We start from the raw sequence: 15,009 nt of genomic DNA, 5'->3' as shown, positions 1-15,009 counted from the left end.
AATAGGCAGTTACGCCGTTTTTCTTTTTGCCGCGATCCCAAGATAAGGCAAAGCGACAAATACGATGCCTCCGATCATATTTCCGACCGTAACAAACACAAGATTATATACCTCCCCGCCCAGTGACACCGCTGCGTCCGCCGCAGGGGAAAGTAGACTCACCGTAAGCAGCGTCATGTTGGCAATGCTGTGCTCAAAGCCCGTCGTGATGAACGCCAGCAGGCACCAGAACACCATGATGAGCTTCGCGGATTCCGACTTGCAGCGGAAGCCGCACCACACCGCAAGGCAGACCAGCATATTGCACAGCGCTCCCCGGCAGACGAGCGCCAATGGGGAAAGCGTCATCTTCGTTTCCGCCGCAGAAGAAATAAATTCCCCGGTGCTTCCCGACGCCAGCCCGCAGGCCACGAAAATGACCGCGAGAAGAACAGAACCGGCTAAATTTCCAAGATAGCTCATCCCCCAAACCTTGAAGCACGCCCCGGCAGAGACCGTTTTCCGCGCCGCGCCCGCCGTCATAACAAGATTATTCCCCGTAAATAGTTCCGCTCCGGCTATCACGACCAAGCTGAGGGCAATACCAAACGTACAGCCCATTACAATTTTGGAAAACGGGTTTCCCGTAAGCAGTCCGCCTGCCGTGAAGGCCAGAAGCACCCCAAAGCCAATGAATACCCCTGCAAGCATGGATGCGAGAAAGTACCCGCCCGGGTTCGTCTTGAGCAGACCGTATTTTCCCTTTGCGGCGTTCGCCGCCGCCATGATCTCTTCTCCAAACATAATTTCCTCTTTCCGCCGGGGGAGCCTTTCTCTCCCCCGGCCCGCCGTCTTTTTACCACGGATATTCGCCCATCTTGCTGTATTTCAGCAGCTTTCCGTTCCATGTGATGACCACACGGTCTCCGTGTTCGTCCGGTACGATATCCACATCGATCGCAAAATCGATCGCGCTCATGATCCCATTCCCGCCCTTTTCATGGATCAACTCCTTGATTGCCGGTCCATAGGTGTCGAGCACCTCGTGCAGCCGGTAAAGAATCGGGTCCGTATTTCCTTTATACGGATGATTGTTCAGGAACATCGTTTGCTCCTCAGGGACCCCAAGCAGCCCTGCCAGCTTTTTGCAGTACTCCTCAGGGACCCATTGCTGCCCCTGAAGCGCGCTTGTCAGCCAGACCTTGTTCGTGCCCATTTCCTTCGCAAGCCCCTCATAGGTATATCCGGCTGCCTTTACGGCCTTTTGCAGGCCTGCCAGCTCATCCGCAAACTGTACCCTTGTCAAATATTCCGCATTGCTCATTGGTGTCATAAGAAACGACCCTCCTGAAAAAATTTTTTGAAAAGCAAAAGCGCCGCTGGATCTCTCCAGCAGCGCCTTTGCTTTTCTATCTTTACCATACAGGATGTTCGTTCATTTGTCAAGCGTTTTTGCAATATTTATTTTTAAAAATTTCATTTTATGCTTATTTTTATATATTATTCTTTATTTTATGCAATTTATATATTTCTTATTTCATTTTGTTTTCTTCTTCATCTCTCTTACCTTTCCATTTTCCACATAGAAAAGGCGCGCGCGGGAGAGGAGCCGCGCGTCCGCGTCGTCCGCGGTCGTGATGAACGTCTGGATCCCCTCCAGCGTTTTCAAAAGATTCTGTTTGCGCGTCCGGTCAAGCTCGGAAAACACGTCGTCCAGCAGCAGCACGGGCGTATGCCCGGTGCTTTCCCGCAGGATATCGAGGCACGCCGTTTTGACGGCGAGCATCAGCGTGCGCAGCTGCCCCTGCGACGCGAACACCCGAATGTCCTTTCCATTGAGGCGTATCTCAAGGTCGTCCCTGTGCGGTCCGGCGGTGCAGCCGCCCTCGGCAAGCTCCCTTTGCCGGCAGCGGGCCAGCGCTTCCGGGATCGCGTCCTCCGGAATGGTCGCTTTATATTCGATGGATATCTCTTCTTCCCCGCCCGAGATCGCGCGGTGCGTTTCCCGCACGAGCCTGTTCAGCTTTTCCGTATAGGAATGCCGGTTTTTCAGAATAATGCGGATATAGCCCGCGAGCTGCGCATCGAACGCGTCGAGCACACCGCCTATATCGCGTCCGCTCTGCTTTTTCAGCACGGCGTTTTTCTGCGCGATGATCTTTGCGTAGTTTTTGAGCGCATCCACATAGGACGGCCTTATCTTGGAGATCTCCCCGTCGAGGAAGCCCCGCCGCAAAGCCGGCGCTTCCTTTGCCATCTTCATATCCTCCGGGGAAAAGATGACGACAAACAGGTTTCCCAAAAGCTCCCGCATATTTTTCGCGGGGATACCGTCTATTTTCAGGCTTTTTTTGCGGTCCCGCCGCAGCAGGACCTCGATGGAGCGCTCCTCCTCTTCCTCTAGATATTCCGCGAACAGGTAGGCGCCCTCCTTTCCGTCCATCACAGTTTTGCTGTCCGAGCTCACGCGGAACGATTTCCCGCTGCCGCAGATATGGATGGCCTCGAGGATATTCGTCTTTCCCTGCGCGTTCCTGCCGTAAAGCACGTTCACACCCGGATAAAACGGGATATCGAGCTGCTCATAATTTCTGAACTGTATCAGCTTCAGCCTTGTGATGTGCATCGGTACCCTTTCCCGAAATCAGCTTCTCTTTCTTCCTGTTCCCATAACCGTTTGATCTCCTCATGCTTTTTGGGACGAATAAGATATAATCCAACTATCGTAAATCCGACGGCGATCGCAATTCCGCTAATCAGGTCCTGAATGTGGAAGCCGTCCGGCCAAATCACCATAAAAGACGCAATATCGATCAGGGCATGCATCACTACCGTTCCCCATAGGTTGCGAGTACGCACATATACCGCACCGAAATAAATCCCCATTCCGGCAGCATAGCATACTTGCATGAGAGTTGCCCTGAAAACGTCGCTTCCGATATTCATAAAATGGATCAGCCCGAAAATGATTCCCGAAGCGAGGACCGATTTCAAAACAGCATTCTTTTTTCCCTTCCACTTATCCATCATATTAGAGAGCACTAACCCCCGACACACGACTTCCTCGAAGAATCCGGGCGCAAAGCCTCCGATCACAGCTGCAAATATTCCAATCGGCGCCGTCTTAAAGCCTTCGCCGAAAACAATTCCTTCTATGATATTGTCTGCGATCATAAAGAGGCAAAACAGGGAAAGAAGAAACGAAAGCCCGATATTTTTCCTGCGAAATCCAAACCAGAATGTCCGTCCACTGCTTATTTTCATCGCCCCGATGATGAGAAATGCAATCAGAATCCTCATGACCGCGGAAAAGATGCTATATAGTTCGCTTCCCGCGTTTTCCCACTCCGGTGCGCATTCCAAAATTCCTGCCATAAAAAGGTTTGCGAACGTTGATGTCACTAAAATCGCTGCAAACGGAACAACGATTGCGGGAATGATCGGAAATTTTAAAAACCAATGTTTCCTTTCTTTTATTTGCTCCATAGCGGTTCCTCCTCTGTTGCTTGCTTTGTTTCACGGCCTGATACATTCCTGCTCTTCCTGTTATCAAATGCTCCGGCTGCAGGAACCCCCTCATTCAGGCCATAAATTCACCGCTTTTCCTATTTTTCTTTTTCTCATTATATCATAGAGCTTCCTCTTTTTGCAGAAATCGGTCTCCTATTTCTTATTTCTGCATAAAAAAAGCGCGGGATCCCGCGCTTTTTTTACCGTTTTCCATAGGTGAGCGTCGTCTCGAACATCGCTTCGATGTTCTCCGGCTTCGCGTCGTCCACCATCGTTCCCGTGTCCATGATATAGCCGCCTCCCGGCGCGCATGTATCGATGAGCCATTTACAGTAATCCCTGACCTCATCCGGCGAGCCGTAGGTCAGCATGACGGCAGGCACGTTTCCCATGATGCACGAGTGTCCGCCCAGCGCCTTTTTTGCCGCTTCCATATCGGTATACTCAAAATTATAAATGACCTTGCCCGGCGGCACCTCTTTCAGATATTCAAGGCGCGTATTGTAGGCCCCCTCCACATATACCATCGGCGTGAGCCCGGCCTCCGCCACCTCCGTCAAATACCGCCGCAGGGACGGCCAATAGAACGTTCTGAACTGCTCGTCAGACATGAACTCGTCCACGCCCTTATGCAGCCAGTACCACACATAGGGCACTTCCTTGCCCGAGCAGCCTGCGATCGTATCCTTGATTGCAAAATCTGTCATCACATCGATGAGGCGCAGCAGCTCCTCCTCATGGTCATACATATCCATCATGATGTCTACTGTGCCGCGCATGCTGTCTCCGATCATATCAAAGGGCGCGTAGGCAAAGCCCGCGTAGATCGGCGGAATCCCGTATTTTTCTTTCATGTGGGCCTGATACTCCGCCAGATAACCAAACCAATCCGCCAGCATTTTGCCCGATTCCACGAGCGCCTCCAGCGAGGAAATGACCTCCGGGTCTGAAAACGCGGCGAACGCGCCCATGTGTCCGAACCACATCGTGTTGCGGAAATCGATCTTGGAAAGACCGGAAAGCTTGGAAAAGCTGCGCGGTATCCACTTATTCATCATGAATTTCGTGATATCGAAGATCGCCTCTCCATATTCGTCGCCCTTCATATATTCCCCTTCGATGAACTGATACATCGTATTCGGGTCATCGATATGGTTGCCCGGCCAGCGGAACCAGTTGATCCCCGAGCGTTCCATATAGTTGACGGGATAAAAAAGGATCGGATCCCAGCCGAGATCCGGCTGAAAATGGTCGTAGAGATAGTCGTATACGTCGGTCGCTTTTGTATAGTCTTCCATGATGTCCTGTATCGTCCATTTGTTCGCATAATAAACAGGGAACGCCTGAAATACGGGAACCAGAGGGATACGGTCCGGCTCAATGAGCTTCACCGCGTCCGCGACTCTTTTTTTTCGCGCTTCATACTGCTCTTTGATCGCTGTCATAAAATCTCCCCCTTTTATGACTATTCTTTTGTTTTTCTGGAAAATAAAAGGACTCCTTTTTTCTTTAATATACGCCTTTTGCAGGGCGATTACAATCCCAACAAAATACCCCCTAAATACCAGTAAAAATCTGGTATTTAAGGGGCTCGTTCCGTTCAAAAACGATTGCGGCCGCTTCGCCGCTCAATAGCCATATTTTGCGTTCAGCGCGGCGGTCTGCTCCTCTTTTTATCTGCCCGAACGATCTTCTGCACCTATCCCGAAAATCATTTTCGATATGAAAAGCATCGCCCGGCAAAAGTGTATGGCCGCGTTCGCAGCCATGACCATGACTATTCCTCCCGCAGCTGCACGGGCAGGATCAGATATTCGTAGGCGTCGGAATTTTCCTGCTTCACCACGCACGGGCTGACGCCGGTATTATACTGCATGAGGACCTCGGATTCCTCCACATTTTTCAGCACATCCAGCACATATTTCGCGTTGAACGCGATCACAAGGTCTTTTCCCTCCGTAATGACGGGGATCTGCTCGTCTATGTTCCCCATTTCGGAATTGGACGTGATCTCGAGGTTTTTCTCGCTGATCTCGAACTTCACCACGTTGTTGTTGCCCTCCCGCGCGAGGATAGAAGCGCGCTCAAGGCTGTCCTTCAGCATATTCGTCTCCACCTTGACGCTCGTCGCGCAGTCTGCCGGAAGCAGATTTTTATAGTTGATATACTCTCCCTCCAGAAGGCGGGTATAAATTTCCGTATTGCCCGCCTCAAACAGCGCCATATTGCCGCTGATGGAAATTTTTACGTTTTCCTCCGTATCGCTTATGATACGCGAGACCTCGCGCAGCGTGCGGGAGGGGATCACGCATTTGCGCGCGATATCCGAAATTGCCGCCTGCCGGCGCACCGCCATGCGGTATCCGTCGAGCGCCACCACCGTAAGGCTCCCCGGCTCGATATCGAACAAAAGGCCTGTGAGGATCGGCTTGTCCTCATTCACCGCCGCCGCAAAAAGCGTCTGGTTGATCATCGTGCGCAGGACGCACTGCGGCAGCTTGATCTGTTCCTTATCCTCCAGCGCTGGAAAGATGGGAAATTCGTCCGCATCCATCTGCTGCAGCACGACCTTGGAATTCAGACAGCTGATTTCCATCGAATTTTCGCCTACGCTTTTGAAGGTCACGTCGCTTTCCGGAAAACGGCCGATGATCTCATACAGGAGCTTCGCAGGGATCGCCGCGTCTCCCGTCTGCTCTACCTGCGCGTTCATTTCCGTCTTGATGGAAAGCGCGATATCTGTCGCGCGCAGGGTGATGCCCGTTTCTCCGCAGGAGAACAGGATACATTCGAGTATCGTCTTTTGCATTTTTGAAGCCGCGCGGTTCACTGTACCGATGGCTGTGAGCAGGTCTTCCTTTGCACATGTAAATTGCATGCCTTTTTCCTCCATGTTTTTATTCTAATAGATAGGCAGTAATGGCTGTATTAGGGGAGGTGGATTTTGTGGAAAACCATCTCCGGCAGTAATACAAAGCCATTTTTTTGTTTTTCCGTAAGCGGATAACCGGTGTGGGAAACAGAAAAAACAGTCGATTTCCTGTGCCCTTTTTGTGTATGGGGAGCGGGAGAAAAAAACAACCGTTTTTTTTATCCACACGTTATCCCTTGATTTTCGCTTCGATATCCTCCACGACCTTTTTCAGCTCGGGGTCGTCTTTCATCTGCTTTTTGATCTTTTCCTCCGCATGCATGATGGTGGAATGGTCCCGGCCGAAAAATTCAGCGATACGCGAATAGGAATGGTCTGTCAGGTCGCGCAGGATGAACATGGCGATCTGGCGGGGAAATACGTATTCGCGGTTGCGTTTCTGGCCGCGTATGTCCTCTTCCCGTACATCGAAATATTCGCATACGACGTCCACCACGCTTTTCGGCGTGATAGAGCGCACGGAGGGGGAAGAAAAGAAATCCTCCAGCGCTTTCTGTGCGACGAGCGCGTCGATCTCGCCCGAGGGAAAGGAATCCTTGTGCAGCTCCGCATACATGATGACCTTTTGCAGAGCGCCCTCGAGCGTCCGGATATTGGAATTTTTCTGCTGTGCTATATAATGTAGGGCATCGTCCCGTATGGGAAGCACGGCGGGGTTCATGGCCCGCAGAGCCTGCACCTTTTTTAAGAGGATCGCAACGCGCGTTTCATAATCCGGCATTTTGATGTCGGCGATGAGCCCCCATTCAAAACGGCAGCGCATCCGTTCCTCCAGCTTCTCCATTTCCTTTGGAGGACGGTCGGAGGAAATGACGATCTGCTTGTTCATATCCCGCAGGGCGTTGAAAGTGTGGAAAAACTCGTCCTGCGCCACATCCTTTCCCGCAATGAACTGGATATCGTCTATGAGAAGCACGTCTATGTTGCGGTATTTCCGGCGGAACTGCTCCCGCAGGTCAATATTTGCGCGGTTGTTCGTGAGCTGGATCATGCGGATCAGCTCGTTCATGAACGTTTCGCTCGTCACATAGACGATCTCCGCCTCAGGGTTATCCTGCAGTATCTGGTTGCCCACGGCATGCATCAGATGCGTTTTGCCAAGGCCTACGCCGCCGTATAGGAAGAGGGGATTATAGGCCTGCCCGGGCGCCTGCGCGACCGCGAGCGCCGCCGCATTGGCAAATTTATTGGCTTCGCCCACCACAAAGGTGTCGAACGTATAGTGCGGGTTGAGGTTCGTTTTGTTCGCATGCTCCCGCTTTTCGGGCTGCGTCTTTTTTTCATCGATGTTCAGCTTTATGGAATCCTGCGGCGTGATGAATTCCGGCCGGATATCCGCGCCGGGAACGCCGTACAGCTCTTCGTAGGCAAGCTGCATGGTAAGGCGTATCTTTTCCGCATATTTTTCTTCCATCAGATTTTTGTGCATGGGGCTCGAAACCTCAAAATAATAGGTTCCGTTTTCCTCGTGCACAGGCTTCAGCTCCTTGATCCAGACGTTGAACTGAAACATTGGAAGGTCCTCTTCCAGATAATTCAGAGTTTTTTCCCATAAAACATTAAAGACGCTCATCTAACACCATGACCCCAGCTTTTGTATTTTCCAAGTTGTGGATAACTTTATACACAGTATAAAAGCCTGCATAGAACCGATCCCGAAGAAAAGAGATAAAATTATCCACAAAGTTATCCACAATCGATGCGAAAATGTGCATAAAATAAGGCTTTCCGCGTCGTTTATTATATCACAGCAGCAGGAAAAATGATAGATGGAAAAAAGGATTTTTGGAAGAGGGATGCCTCAAAAAAAGGGAATACCACCAGATATTGTTGCAGGGCTGTGAAAAAAGCGGGCGTTTTTATGAGGAGACCCCAATATCTATGAAACGGAAAAAGAAGAGCCGCGCAAAAAGACCGCAGGAAAGCGGGTCTTACCTTGACACTTGACAGGAAAGCTTATATAATAATAATCGTCTTTTTATCGGAAAAAACATGCTGGCGGCGGGCGTTCCGTCCGGACGCGGGCAAAGAATATATTATAGTAGAAAATGGAGAGATGTAATTATGAAGATGACGTATCAGCCAAAAAAATTGAAGCGCAGCCGCGTGCACGGCTTTATGAAGAGAATGAAGACGAAAGCTGGCCGCAATGTTCTGAAGAGAAGACGTGCAAAAGGCAGGAAGGTCCTGTCTGCGTAAACGAAGGTGAACGTTCGCACGCTGAAAAAAAACAAGGAGTTCAGCTTTGTTTACAGGCGGGGAAAGCCTGCGGGCTCGCGCGATATGACGCTCGTTTCCGTAAAGAGCCGGTATGGAGGCATACGGGCCGGTTTTTCCGTCAGTAAAAAGGTGGGGAACAGCGTGGTGAGGAACCGCGCCCGCAGACGCATGAAGGAAGCGTTCCGCACCGTTCTGCCCGAGCTGAAGGGAAACTATAGCCTTGTTTTTGTGGCAAGGGAAAGCATTTCGCGGGCTGGATTTCAGGATATCTGCGCGCAGATGCGCAGGCTGGCCGTGCGTGCGGGCATACGTTCCGATCGACCCTGAGGCGCTTCCCAGACCAAAAGGGCCGTCTGTGGGAGGAATGGGTATGAAAAAGGTCATACTTGCGATGATCCGGTTTTATCAAAGGGCGATATCGCCGTATACGCGGCCGTGCTGCCGGTATACGCCGACGTGTTCGCAGTATGCGGTCGAGGCGGTGACAAAATACGGAGCGCTGAAAGGCTCCTTTTTGGCGCTGAAAAGGCTCCTGCGGTGCAATCCCCTGTTTCCGGGCGGATATGACCCCGTTCCGTAAAAAAGCAAGGACCCGGAATAGCGGTATGCAGAAAAAAGAGGCGGCCGCTGTTTTTTCGAACGGGAAGCGTTCGAATCAGACCGCCGTATTCAAAAACAGGTTTCCGGCGGAACTGCCATGGAACTTCCCTGCCTGCGGAAGCCGGACGCTGTTTTCACTGAAAAAGCAAGCTATTTAGCGGAATAAACTGCCGTATTTAAAAATAGGGTTCCCTATATGAGCCCGGCGAACGCTGCGGGGGAAATACAAAAAAGGGGTCCCCGGGCGGCTCGAAGAGCGAAGCGATACCGAAGCAAAGCGGAGGGGAGCGGAGCAATGAGCCGTTTGGGGTAAAGTGAGGAAACGGCGGAAAGCGCTGTTTTCACTGAAAAAGTAAGCTATTTAGCGGAATAGACTGCCGTATTTAAAAATAGGGTTCCCTATATGAGCCCAGCGAACGCGAAGCGGAGCGGGTCATATAGGGCAGAGGAGCGGCTGCCTGAAAATGACGTCGTATTCGTAAGAATACGGCGGAAGTATAAGGCATGACGCGACGAAGGAGGATACCTTTGGATTTTCTATACAATAACTTTTTATCGGATTTCTTTGTTATCTGCATGAAAGGCGTACACAGTATCTTTGCCGATTATGCGCTTAGCATCGTGGTCCTCACGATCCTGATCCGGCTGTGCCTGCTGCCGCTCGATCTGAAGCAGAGGAACAATCAGGCGAAGATGTCGGCGCTCGGCCCGGAGATACAGTCTCTGCAAAAGCGCTATGCGAATAACCCGGGGCAGCTGCAAAAGAAACAGCAGGAGCTTTACCGCAAAATGAACATCCACCCGATGCTCGGGTGCCTGCCCATGCTGATCCAGCTCCCGATCTTGTTTGCTTTCTTCGGCGCGATGCGCGTCATCGCCAGCGAGCAGACGATCGCCCTGATGCTGAACGCGGCGCAGAACGGCGCGGAAACGGTCCAGCTTACCCCGTTCTTCTGGGTGCACAACCTTTGGCAGCCGGATAACTTCATCGGCGCGAATGCAAGCATTCTCCCGTCTGCGGAAAGCTTTCTTTCCTATGTGCAGTCGAACCAGACGTTCATCCAGCCGCAGACGATGGCGCTCCTTGAAAGCCAAGGCCTGCTCGATTTCTCGTCGGGCGTGATGCAGGTGCCTGCGGACACCTATAATACACTGTGCGCGCAGATCCTGCAGGCAAACGGTTATTGGAGCGGAAGCATTGCGGACGGCTATGCAACGAACATGAACGGGTTCCTCATTCTTCCGGCGCTTGCGGGTGTGGCGCTGTTTTTGCAGCAAAAGTTCAATCCTGCCGCGGCAAACAACGCGATGACGGCCGCAACGACTGCCGCGCAAACGAAAGAGCAGCAGGAGGCGCAGGGCTGCACGAACAAGATGATGCTGTGGATGATGCCCATTTTCTCGGTATTCATCTGCGCAACATCCAATACGGCGTTCGCCCTCTATTGGTTCACGTCGAGCCTGTATGCGTTCAGCCAGATGCAGATCGTGAATCTCTTTAAAAAGGCAAAGGCGAAAAAGCAGGATATAACTGTTTCTTAAAACAGGAGGAATAGAAAAGTGGATTTTGTGGAAGCAAAGGGAAAGACCGTCGACGAGGCGATCTTCAAAGGCCTTGAGGAAATGGGGCTTTCTCTCGACGAGGTTGAGATCGATATCGTTCAGGAGGGAGGCAAGGGCTTTTTAGGGCTTGGAAAGGCAACGGTGCGTCTGACGAAAAAAGAGCCTGAAAGCAGCGGAAAAAGCGAGCCCGAACAGTTTCTGGACGGCCTCTTTGAACGGATGGGAGTAGAGGCGGAATGCTCCGTCACGGGCGAGGACGAAAAGAGCATCCGAATCGAAATGACCGGAAAGGATACCGCAGTCCTGATCGGCAGACGGGGAGATACGCTCGACGCCATACAGTATTTGACGGGGCTTGCGGTCAACAAAGGACGCGAGGACTATAAAAAGATCATGCTGGATGCGGAAAATTACCGCGCGAAGCGGGAACGGACGCTCGAAAAGCTGGCAAAGCGGCTTGCGAATACAGTGGCAAAGACGGGCAAGCCGATCACGCTCGAACCGATGAATCCGTATGAACGCAGGATTTTGCACGCGACGCTGCAAAGCCATCCGCGGGTGGAAACGATTTCCGAGGGCGAAGAACCCTACCGCCGCGTGGTGATCCGCAGAAAGCGGCGGGAAGCTTAAAAAAGGACCCGGTGGGCGAGAACCCCGTCGGGTTTTTTTGAATCCAGCGGATAAAAGCTGCGCCGGAAAAGCACGGCGCGGCTTTTGTGAAAAGAGAGAGGAGTCGGAATGGAGAACGATACGATAGCCGCGGTTGCGACGCCGCCGGGAACGGGAGGCGTCGCCGTTATCCGCATCAGCGGGCCGGAGGCAAGGGCGGTGCTTGAAAAAGTATTCCCCAGCGCATCCGCTGCGCATGGGCAGATGACATACGGCGGCATTCGGCGCGGAGGCGAGCTGCTCGATACGGCGATGGCCGTTTTCTTTTACGGACCAAGGTCCTATACAGGCGAAGATACGGCGGAGCTGCATTGCCACGGAAGCGCGGTCGGCGTGCAGCGTGTTCTGGAATTCGTATACGAATGCGGCGCGCGTCCGGCACAGCCGGGCGAATTCACGCGGCGGGCCTTTGTGAACGGAAAGATGGACCTTTCCCAAGCGGAGGCGGTATGCGATTTTATTTCCGCGTCCTCCCGGGAGGGGGCAAGGGCGTCGCTCGGCCAGCTTGCCGGGAACCTGAAGGAACGGGTGCTCTCCTATCAGGAGCTGCTCACAGATGCGCTGGCACGGGTGGAAGCCGCTGTGGAATATCCGGAGGAGGACCTTGAAGACGAGGTCGCGGAGGATATCCTTCCCCTTTTGGCAGAATGGAAGGCAGGGCTTCTTGCACTCGCGCAGACCTACCGCGCAGGGCAGATCGCAAAGGACGGCCTTAGGGTCGCGATTGCAGGAAAACCGAACGTGGGAAAATCCTCTCTTTTGAACGCGCTGTGCGGTATGGAGCGCGCGATCGTCGCAAATGTGCCCGGCACGACGCGGGATACCATCGAGCAGTCCATAGAATTGGATGGTATCCGCATTTATTTGACGGATACGGCAGGAATACGGAGCACAAACGATGAAATAGAAAAGCAAGGTGTAAAACGGTCTGAAAACGCGATAAATGAAAGCAAATTGTCCGTTTTTGTGCTGGACGGAAGCGGAGAAATCACAGACGAGGACAGATTCGTCATGAGAGCGCTCAAAAAAAGTGAAGCCGACCTCTTCATCGTTTTGAATAAATTAGATGCGTGTGAGAGGCTCTCAGAAAAAGACGTAGAACGGGAATTCGGTGCAGCGCCGCTGCGCGTTTCGGCTAAGACCGGAGCGGGCGTCGGTGAACTGAAACGGCGGCTGACGGACTATGCGCGGCAGGACCGGACAGCAGGAGAGATATTGGTCACAAACGAGCGGCATGTGTTCGCCCTGAAAAGTGCAGCGCACGCGATCGGCGAAGCGGAGGATGCTCTTCGCGGCGGAATGGATATGGACTGCGTAACCATTGATTTGAACGCAGCATGGAGGAGCCTTGGAGAGATCACCGGAAAAACGGTGAGCGAGGAGATCATAGACAGGATATTCACGAAGTTTTGCTTGGGAAAATGATGCGCTCCTGTGGCACAGCTCCCCTCCCCTCCTGTTTGTTTCACCGGCATTCATCTGACCGGCGGGCCGCGTTCGGGCTGTGTGGAGAACCCTGCTTATGGCGGAGCCGGGCATGGCTGTTTATGCGCCGCGGCGCAGGCGTATTTTCGTGATTCGCCGTTCATTGGAACTGTATGGGAGAGAAAGAAAAGAAGTATGACGGACTATTCAGGCGGAACGTATGACATCATCGTTGTAGGCGCGGGCCATGCGGGCGTCGAGGCGGCGCTCGCATGTGCTCGCATGGGGAAAAAGACCCTGCTTATGACCATCAATATGGACGGCATCGCGCTGATGGCGTGCAATCCTGCGATCGGAGGAACGGCAAAGGGCCATCTTGTACGCGAGATCGACGCGCTGGGCGGACAAATGGGGCTTGCGGCGGATGCAACGTTCATCCAGATCAAGATGCTGAATACAAAAAAAGGCCCGGCGGTGCACTCTCTGCGGGCGCAGCAGGATAAGAAGTTCTATCAGCGGTATATGAAAGAGACGCTGGAAAATACGGAAAACCTGCTGCTTGTGCAGGACGAAGCGACGGACATCCTGACGAACGGGAGCGGCGTATGCGGCGTGCGCGGCGCGATGGGCGCGCGCTATTATTCCCGCGCGGTGATCCTTGCGACGGGCGTTTACCTGAAGGGAAAGGTGATCGTCGGAGAATATACGAAAAGCGCGGGACCGAGCGGCCTCTTCCCTGCTGATTATTTGAGCGCGAGCCTTTCTTCCCTTGGCTTTTCCCTGCAGCGGTTCAAAACGGGAACGCCCGCGCGGGTGGACGCGCGCAGCATTGATTTTTCCAAAACAGAGCCGCAGTACGGCGACGAAACAATCATTCCGTTCTCCTTTTTGAGCGGGAAAATCAAGCGGGAGCAGGTTCCCTGCTACCTTACCTATACGAATGAAAAGACGCACGAAATTATCCGGGAAAATATCCACCGCAGCCCTCTTTACAGCGGGATGATCGAGGGCATCGGGCCGCGCTACTGTCCGTCTATCGAGGACAAGGTGGTGAAATTCCCCGATAAGGAGCGGCACCAGCTCTTTTTGGAGCCGGAGGGGCTGCACACGAACGAGGTGTATGTGCAGGGCATGTCGTCGAGCCTGCCCGTCGACGTGCAGATCGCGCTGTACCGCACGGTCCCGGGCATGGAAAACGTCCATTTTGTGCGTCCGGCCTATGCCATCGAATATGACTGCATCGACCCGACGCGCCTCCGTCCCTCGCTTGAAACAAAGGACGTGAGCGGGCTGTTCACCGCCGGGCAGATCAACGGAACGTCCGGCTACGAAGAAGCGGGTGCGCAGGGGCTTATTGCGGGAATCAACGCCTGCCGTTTCCTCGACGGCGAGCCGCCGGTGGTGCTGGGGCGCGACGAGGCCTATGCGGGCGTGCTGATCGACGACCTCGTGACCAAAGGAACGAAGGAGCCCTACCGCATGATGACCTCGCGTGCGGAATACCGTCTGCTGCTGCGGCAGGACAACGCCGACACGCGCTTAACGCAGCTTGGGCGGGACGTGGGGCTCGTTTCGGACGAACGGTACGACCGGTATTTGTATAAGACGGAGCATGTTTCACGTGAAACAAAACGGCTGGCGTCTGTGACGGTGAAAAAAGCGGCCGCCGACGCGTTTTTCAAAAAACGCGGCATGGACGCGCCGGGGCGCGGTATGAGGCTCGCGGAAATGCTGGCCCGCCCGGGCGTTTCCTATCGTGACCTGATGGAAGCGGAGGGGGAAAACGTGGAGCTGGACGATGATATCGTCTCCCAGATCGAGACGAATATCAAATACGCGGGCTATATTGAAAAGCAGCAGAGACAGGTGGAGGCCGCCGCGGGCCTTGAAAAAAAGAAAATACCGGAGGATATCGATTATCAGAAGATCAGCGGCCTGCGCCTTGAAGCGCGGGCGAAGCTAAACGATATCCGCCCCCAAACCGTCGGCCAAGCGACGCGGATATCGGGCGTATCTCCGGCGGACATCTCGGTGCTGCTGGTATATCTGGCCGGACAGGGAAAATAGCGCGGCCGACGGTTTGAAACAGGGGTCCCCGAACGACTCGAGCG

At 53.2% G+C, this 15,009-nt stretch carries 14 protein-coding genes; 7 read left to right on the top strand and 7 right to left on the bottom strand.

The window, feature by feature from the left end; translation table 11 throughout:
• Positions 1-9: 9 nt before the first annotated feature.
• From PUP29_RS08265 to dnaA, 7 genes are all read right to left on the bottom strand, one after another.
• Entirely contained in the window at positions 10-783 is a 774-nt protein-coding gene (locus PUP29_RS08265; RefSeq protein WP_079546321.1) for a formate/nitrite transporter family protein, read from the bottom strand.
• A gap of 52 nt (positions 784-835) precedes the next feature.
• Complete coding sequence (gene cynS / locus PUP29_RS08260) at positions 836-1,312, bottom strand: cyanase (protein WP_079546322.1); 477 nt, start codon at positions 1,310-1,312, stop codon at positions 836-838.
• 204 nt (positions 1,313-1,516) lie between these two features.
• Complete coding sequence (recF, locus tag PUP29_RS08255) at positions 1,517-2,605, bottom strand: DNA replication/repair protein RecF (protein ID WP_079546323.1); 1,089 nt, start codon at positions 2,603-2,605, stop codon at positions 1,517-1,519.
• Positions 2,587-3,465: a CPBP family intramembrane glutamic endopeptidase gene (locus tag PUP29_RS08250; protein WP_079546324.1), complete on the bottom strand. Its 879-nt coding sequence runs from the start codon at positions 3,463-3,465 to the stop codon at positions 2,587-2,589. Before PUP29_RS08250 ends, recF begins: the two co-directional genes overlap by 19 nt.
• 224 nt (positions 3,466-3,689) lie before the next feature.
• Positions 3,690-4,934 (bottom strand): uroporphyrinogen decarboxylase family protein, encoded by a 1,245-nt coding sequence (locus PUP29_RS08245; protein WP_353422960.1) that lies wholly within the window; start codon positions 4,932-4,934, stop codon positions 3,690-3,692.
• A 332-nt stretch (positions 4,935-5,266) separates the two neighbouring features.
• A complete protein-coding gene (gene dnaN, locus PUP29_RS08240) occupies positions 5,267-6,367 on the bottom strand; it encodes a DNA polymerase III subunit beta (protein ID WP_353422959.1) in 1,101 nt (366 codons plus the stop codon).
• A gap of 223 nt (positions 6,368-6,590) precedes the next feature.
• Entirely contained in the window at positions 6,591-7,994 is a 1,404-nt protein-coding gene (gene dnaA / locus PUP29_RS08235) for a chromosomal replication initiator protein DnaA (RefSeq protein ID WP_079546327.1), read from the bottom strand.
• A 491-nt stretch (positions 7,995-8,485) separates the two neighbouring features.
• On the opposite strand from dnaA, the gene rpmH reads away from it, so the two are divergent.
• The 7 genes from rpmH to mnmG all read left to right on the top strand — a co-directional run bounded on the left by rpmH (position 8,486) and on the right by mnmG (position 14,965).
• Positions 8,486-8,620 (top strand): 50S ribosomal protein L34, encoded by a 135-nt coding sequence (gene rpmH, locus PUP29_RS08230; protein ID WP_079546328.1) that lies wholly within the window; start codon positions 8,486-8,488, stop codon positions 8,618-8,620.
• A 6-nt stretch (positions 8,621-8,626) separates the two neighbouring features.
• Positions 8,627-8,968: a ribonuclease P protein component gene (gene rnpA, locus PUP29_RS08225; protein ID WP_079546329.1), complete on the top strand. Its 342-nt coding sequence runs from the start codon at positions 8,627-8,629 to the stop codon at positions 8,966-8,968.
• Between the two features lie 43 nt (positions 8,969-9,011).
• Positions 9,012-9,221: a membrane protein insertion efficiency factor YidD gene (gene yidD, locus PUP29_RS08220; protein WP_079546330.1), complete on the top strand. Its 210-nt coding sequence runs from the start codon at positions 9,012-9,014 to the stop codon at positions 9,219-9,221.
• A gap of 548 nt (positions 9,222-9,769) precedes the next feature.
• Positions 9,770-10,783, top strand: coding sequence for a YidC/Oxa1 family membrane protein insertase (locus PUP29_RS08215; protein WP_353422958.1), 1,014 nt, complete (start codon positions 9,770-9,772; stop codon positions 10,781-10,783).
• Between the two features lie 18 nt (positions 10,784-10,801).
• Complete coding sequence (gene jag / locus PUP29_RS08210; protein WP_353422956.1) at positions 10,802-11,434, top strand: RNA-binding cell elongation regulator Jag/EloR; 633 nt, start codon at positions 10,802-10,804, stop codon at positions 11,432-11,434.
• 108 nt (positions 11,435-11,542) lie between these two features.
• Entirely contained in the window at positions 11,543-12,898 is a 1,356-nt protein-coding gene (gene mnmE, locus PUP29_RS08205) for a tRNA uridine-5-carboxymethylaminomethyl(34) synthesis GTPase MnmE (RefSeq protein WP_079546332.1), read from the top strand.
• Between the two features lie 195 nt (positions 12,899-13,093).
• Positions 13,094-14,965, top strand: coding sequence for a tRNA uridine-5-carboxymethylaminomethyl(34) synthesis enzyme MnmG (gene mnmG, locus PUP29_RS08200; RefSeq protein ID WP_079546333.1), 1,872 nt, complete (start codon positions 13,094-13,096; stop codon positions 14,963-14,965).
• The last annotated feature ends 44 nt before the right edge of the window (positions 14,966-15,009 follow it).

It is taken from the genome of Christensenella massiliensis (assembly GCF_040409835.1).
Classification (GTDB): domain Bacteria; phylum Bacillota; class Clostridia; order Christensenellales; family Christensenellaceae; genus Christensenella; species Christensenella massiliensis.
Note: the sequence above shows the minus strand (reverse complement) of the source record. Positions and strands in the feature narration are given on the sequence as shown.

What these genes read in the sequence shown, in the direction of transcription:
- PUP29_RS08265 (WP_079546321.1), bottom strand. Translation starts at nt 783, where the DNA reads ATGTTTGGAGAAGAGATCATGGCGGCGGCGAACGCCGCAAAGGGAAAA.
- cynS (WP_079546322.1), bottom strand. Translation starts at nt 1,312, where the DNA reads ATGACACCAATGAGCAATGCGGAATATTTGACAAGGGTACAGTTTGCG.
- recF (WP_079546323.1), bottom strand. Translation starts at nt 2,605, where the DNA reads ATGCACATCACAAGGCTGAAGCTGATACAGTTCAGAAATTATGAGCAG.
- PUP29_RS08250 (WP_079546324.1), bottom strand. Translation starts at nt 3,465, where the DNA reads ATGGAGCAAATAAAAGAAAGGAAACATTGGTTTTTAAAATTTCCGATC.
- PUP29_RS08245 (WP_353422960.1), bottom strand. Translation starts at nt 4,934, where the DNA reads ATGACAGCGATCAAAGAGCAGTATGAAGCGCGAAAAAAAAGAGTCGCG.
- dnaN (WP_353422959.1), bottom strand. Translation starts at nt 6,367, where the DNA reads ATGCAATTTACATGTGCAAAGGAAGACCTGCTCACAGCCATCGGTACA.
- dnaA (WP_079546327.1), bottom strand. Translation starts at nt 7,994, where the DNA reads ATGAGCGTCTTTAATGTTTTATGGGAAAAAACTCTGAATTATCTGGAA.
- rpmH (WP_079546328.1), top strand. Translation starts at nt 8,486, where the DNA reads ATGAAGATGACGTATCAGCCAAAAAAATTGAAGCGCAGCCGCGTGCAC.
- yidD (WP_079546330.1), top strand. Translation starts at nt 9,012, where the DNA reads ATGAAAAAGGTCATACTTGCGATGATCCGGTTTTATCAAAGGGCGATA.
- mnmE (WP_079546332.1), top strand. Translation starts at nt 11,543, where the DNA reads ATGGAGAACGATACGATAGCCGCGGTTGCGACGCCGCCGGGAACGGGA.
- mnmG (WP_079546333.1), top strand. Translation starts at nt 13,094, where the DNA reads ATGACGGACTATTCAGGCGGAACGTATGACATCATCGTTGTAGGCGCG.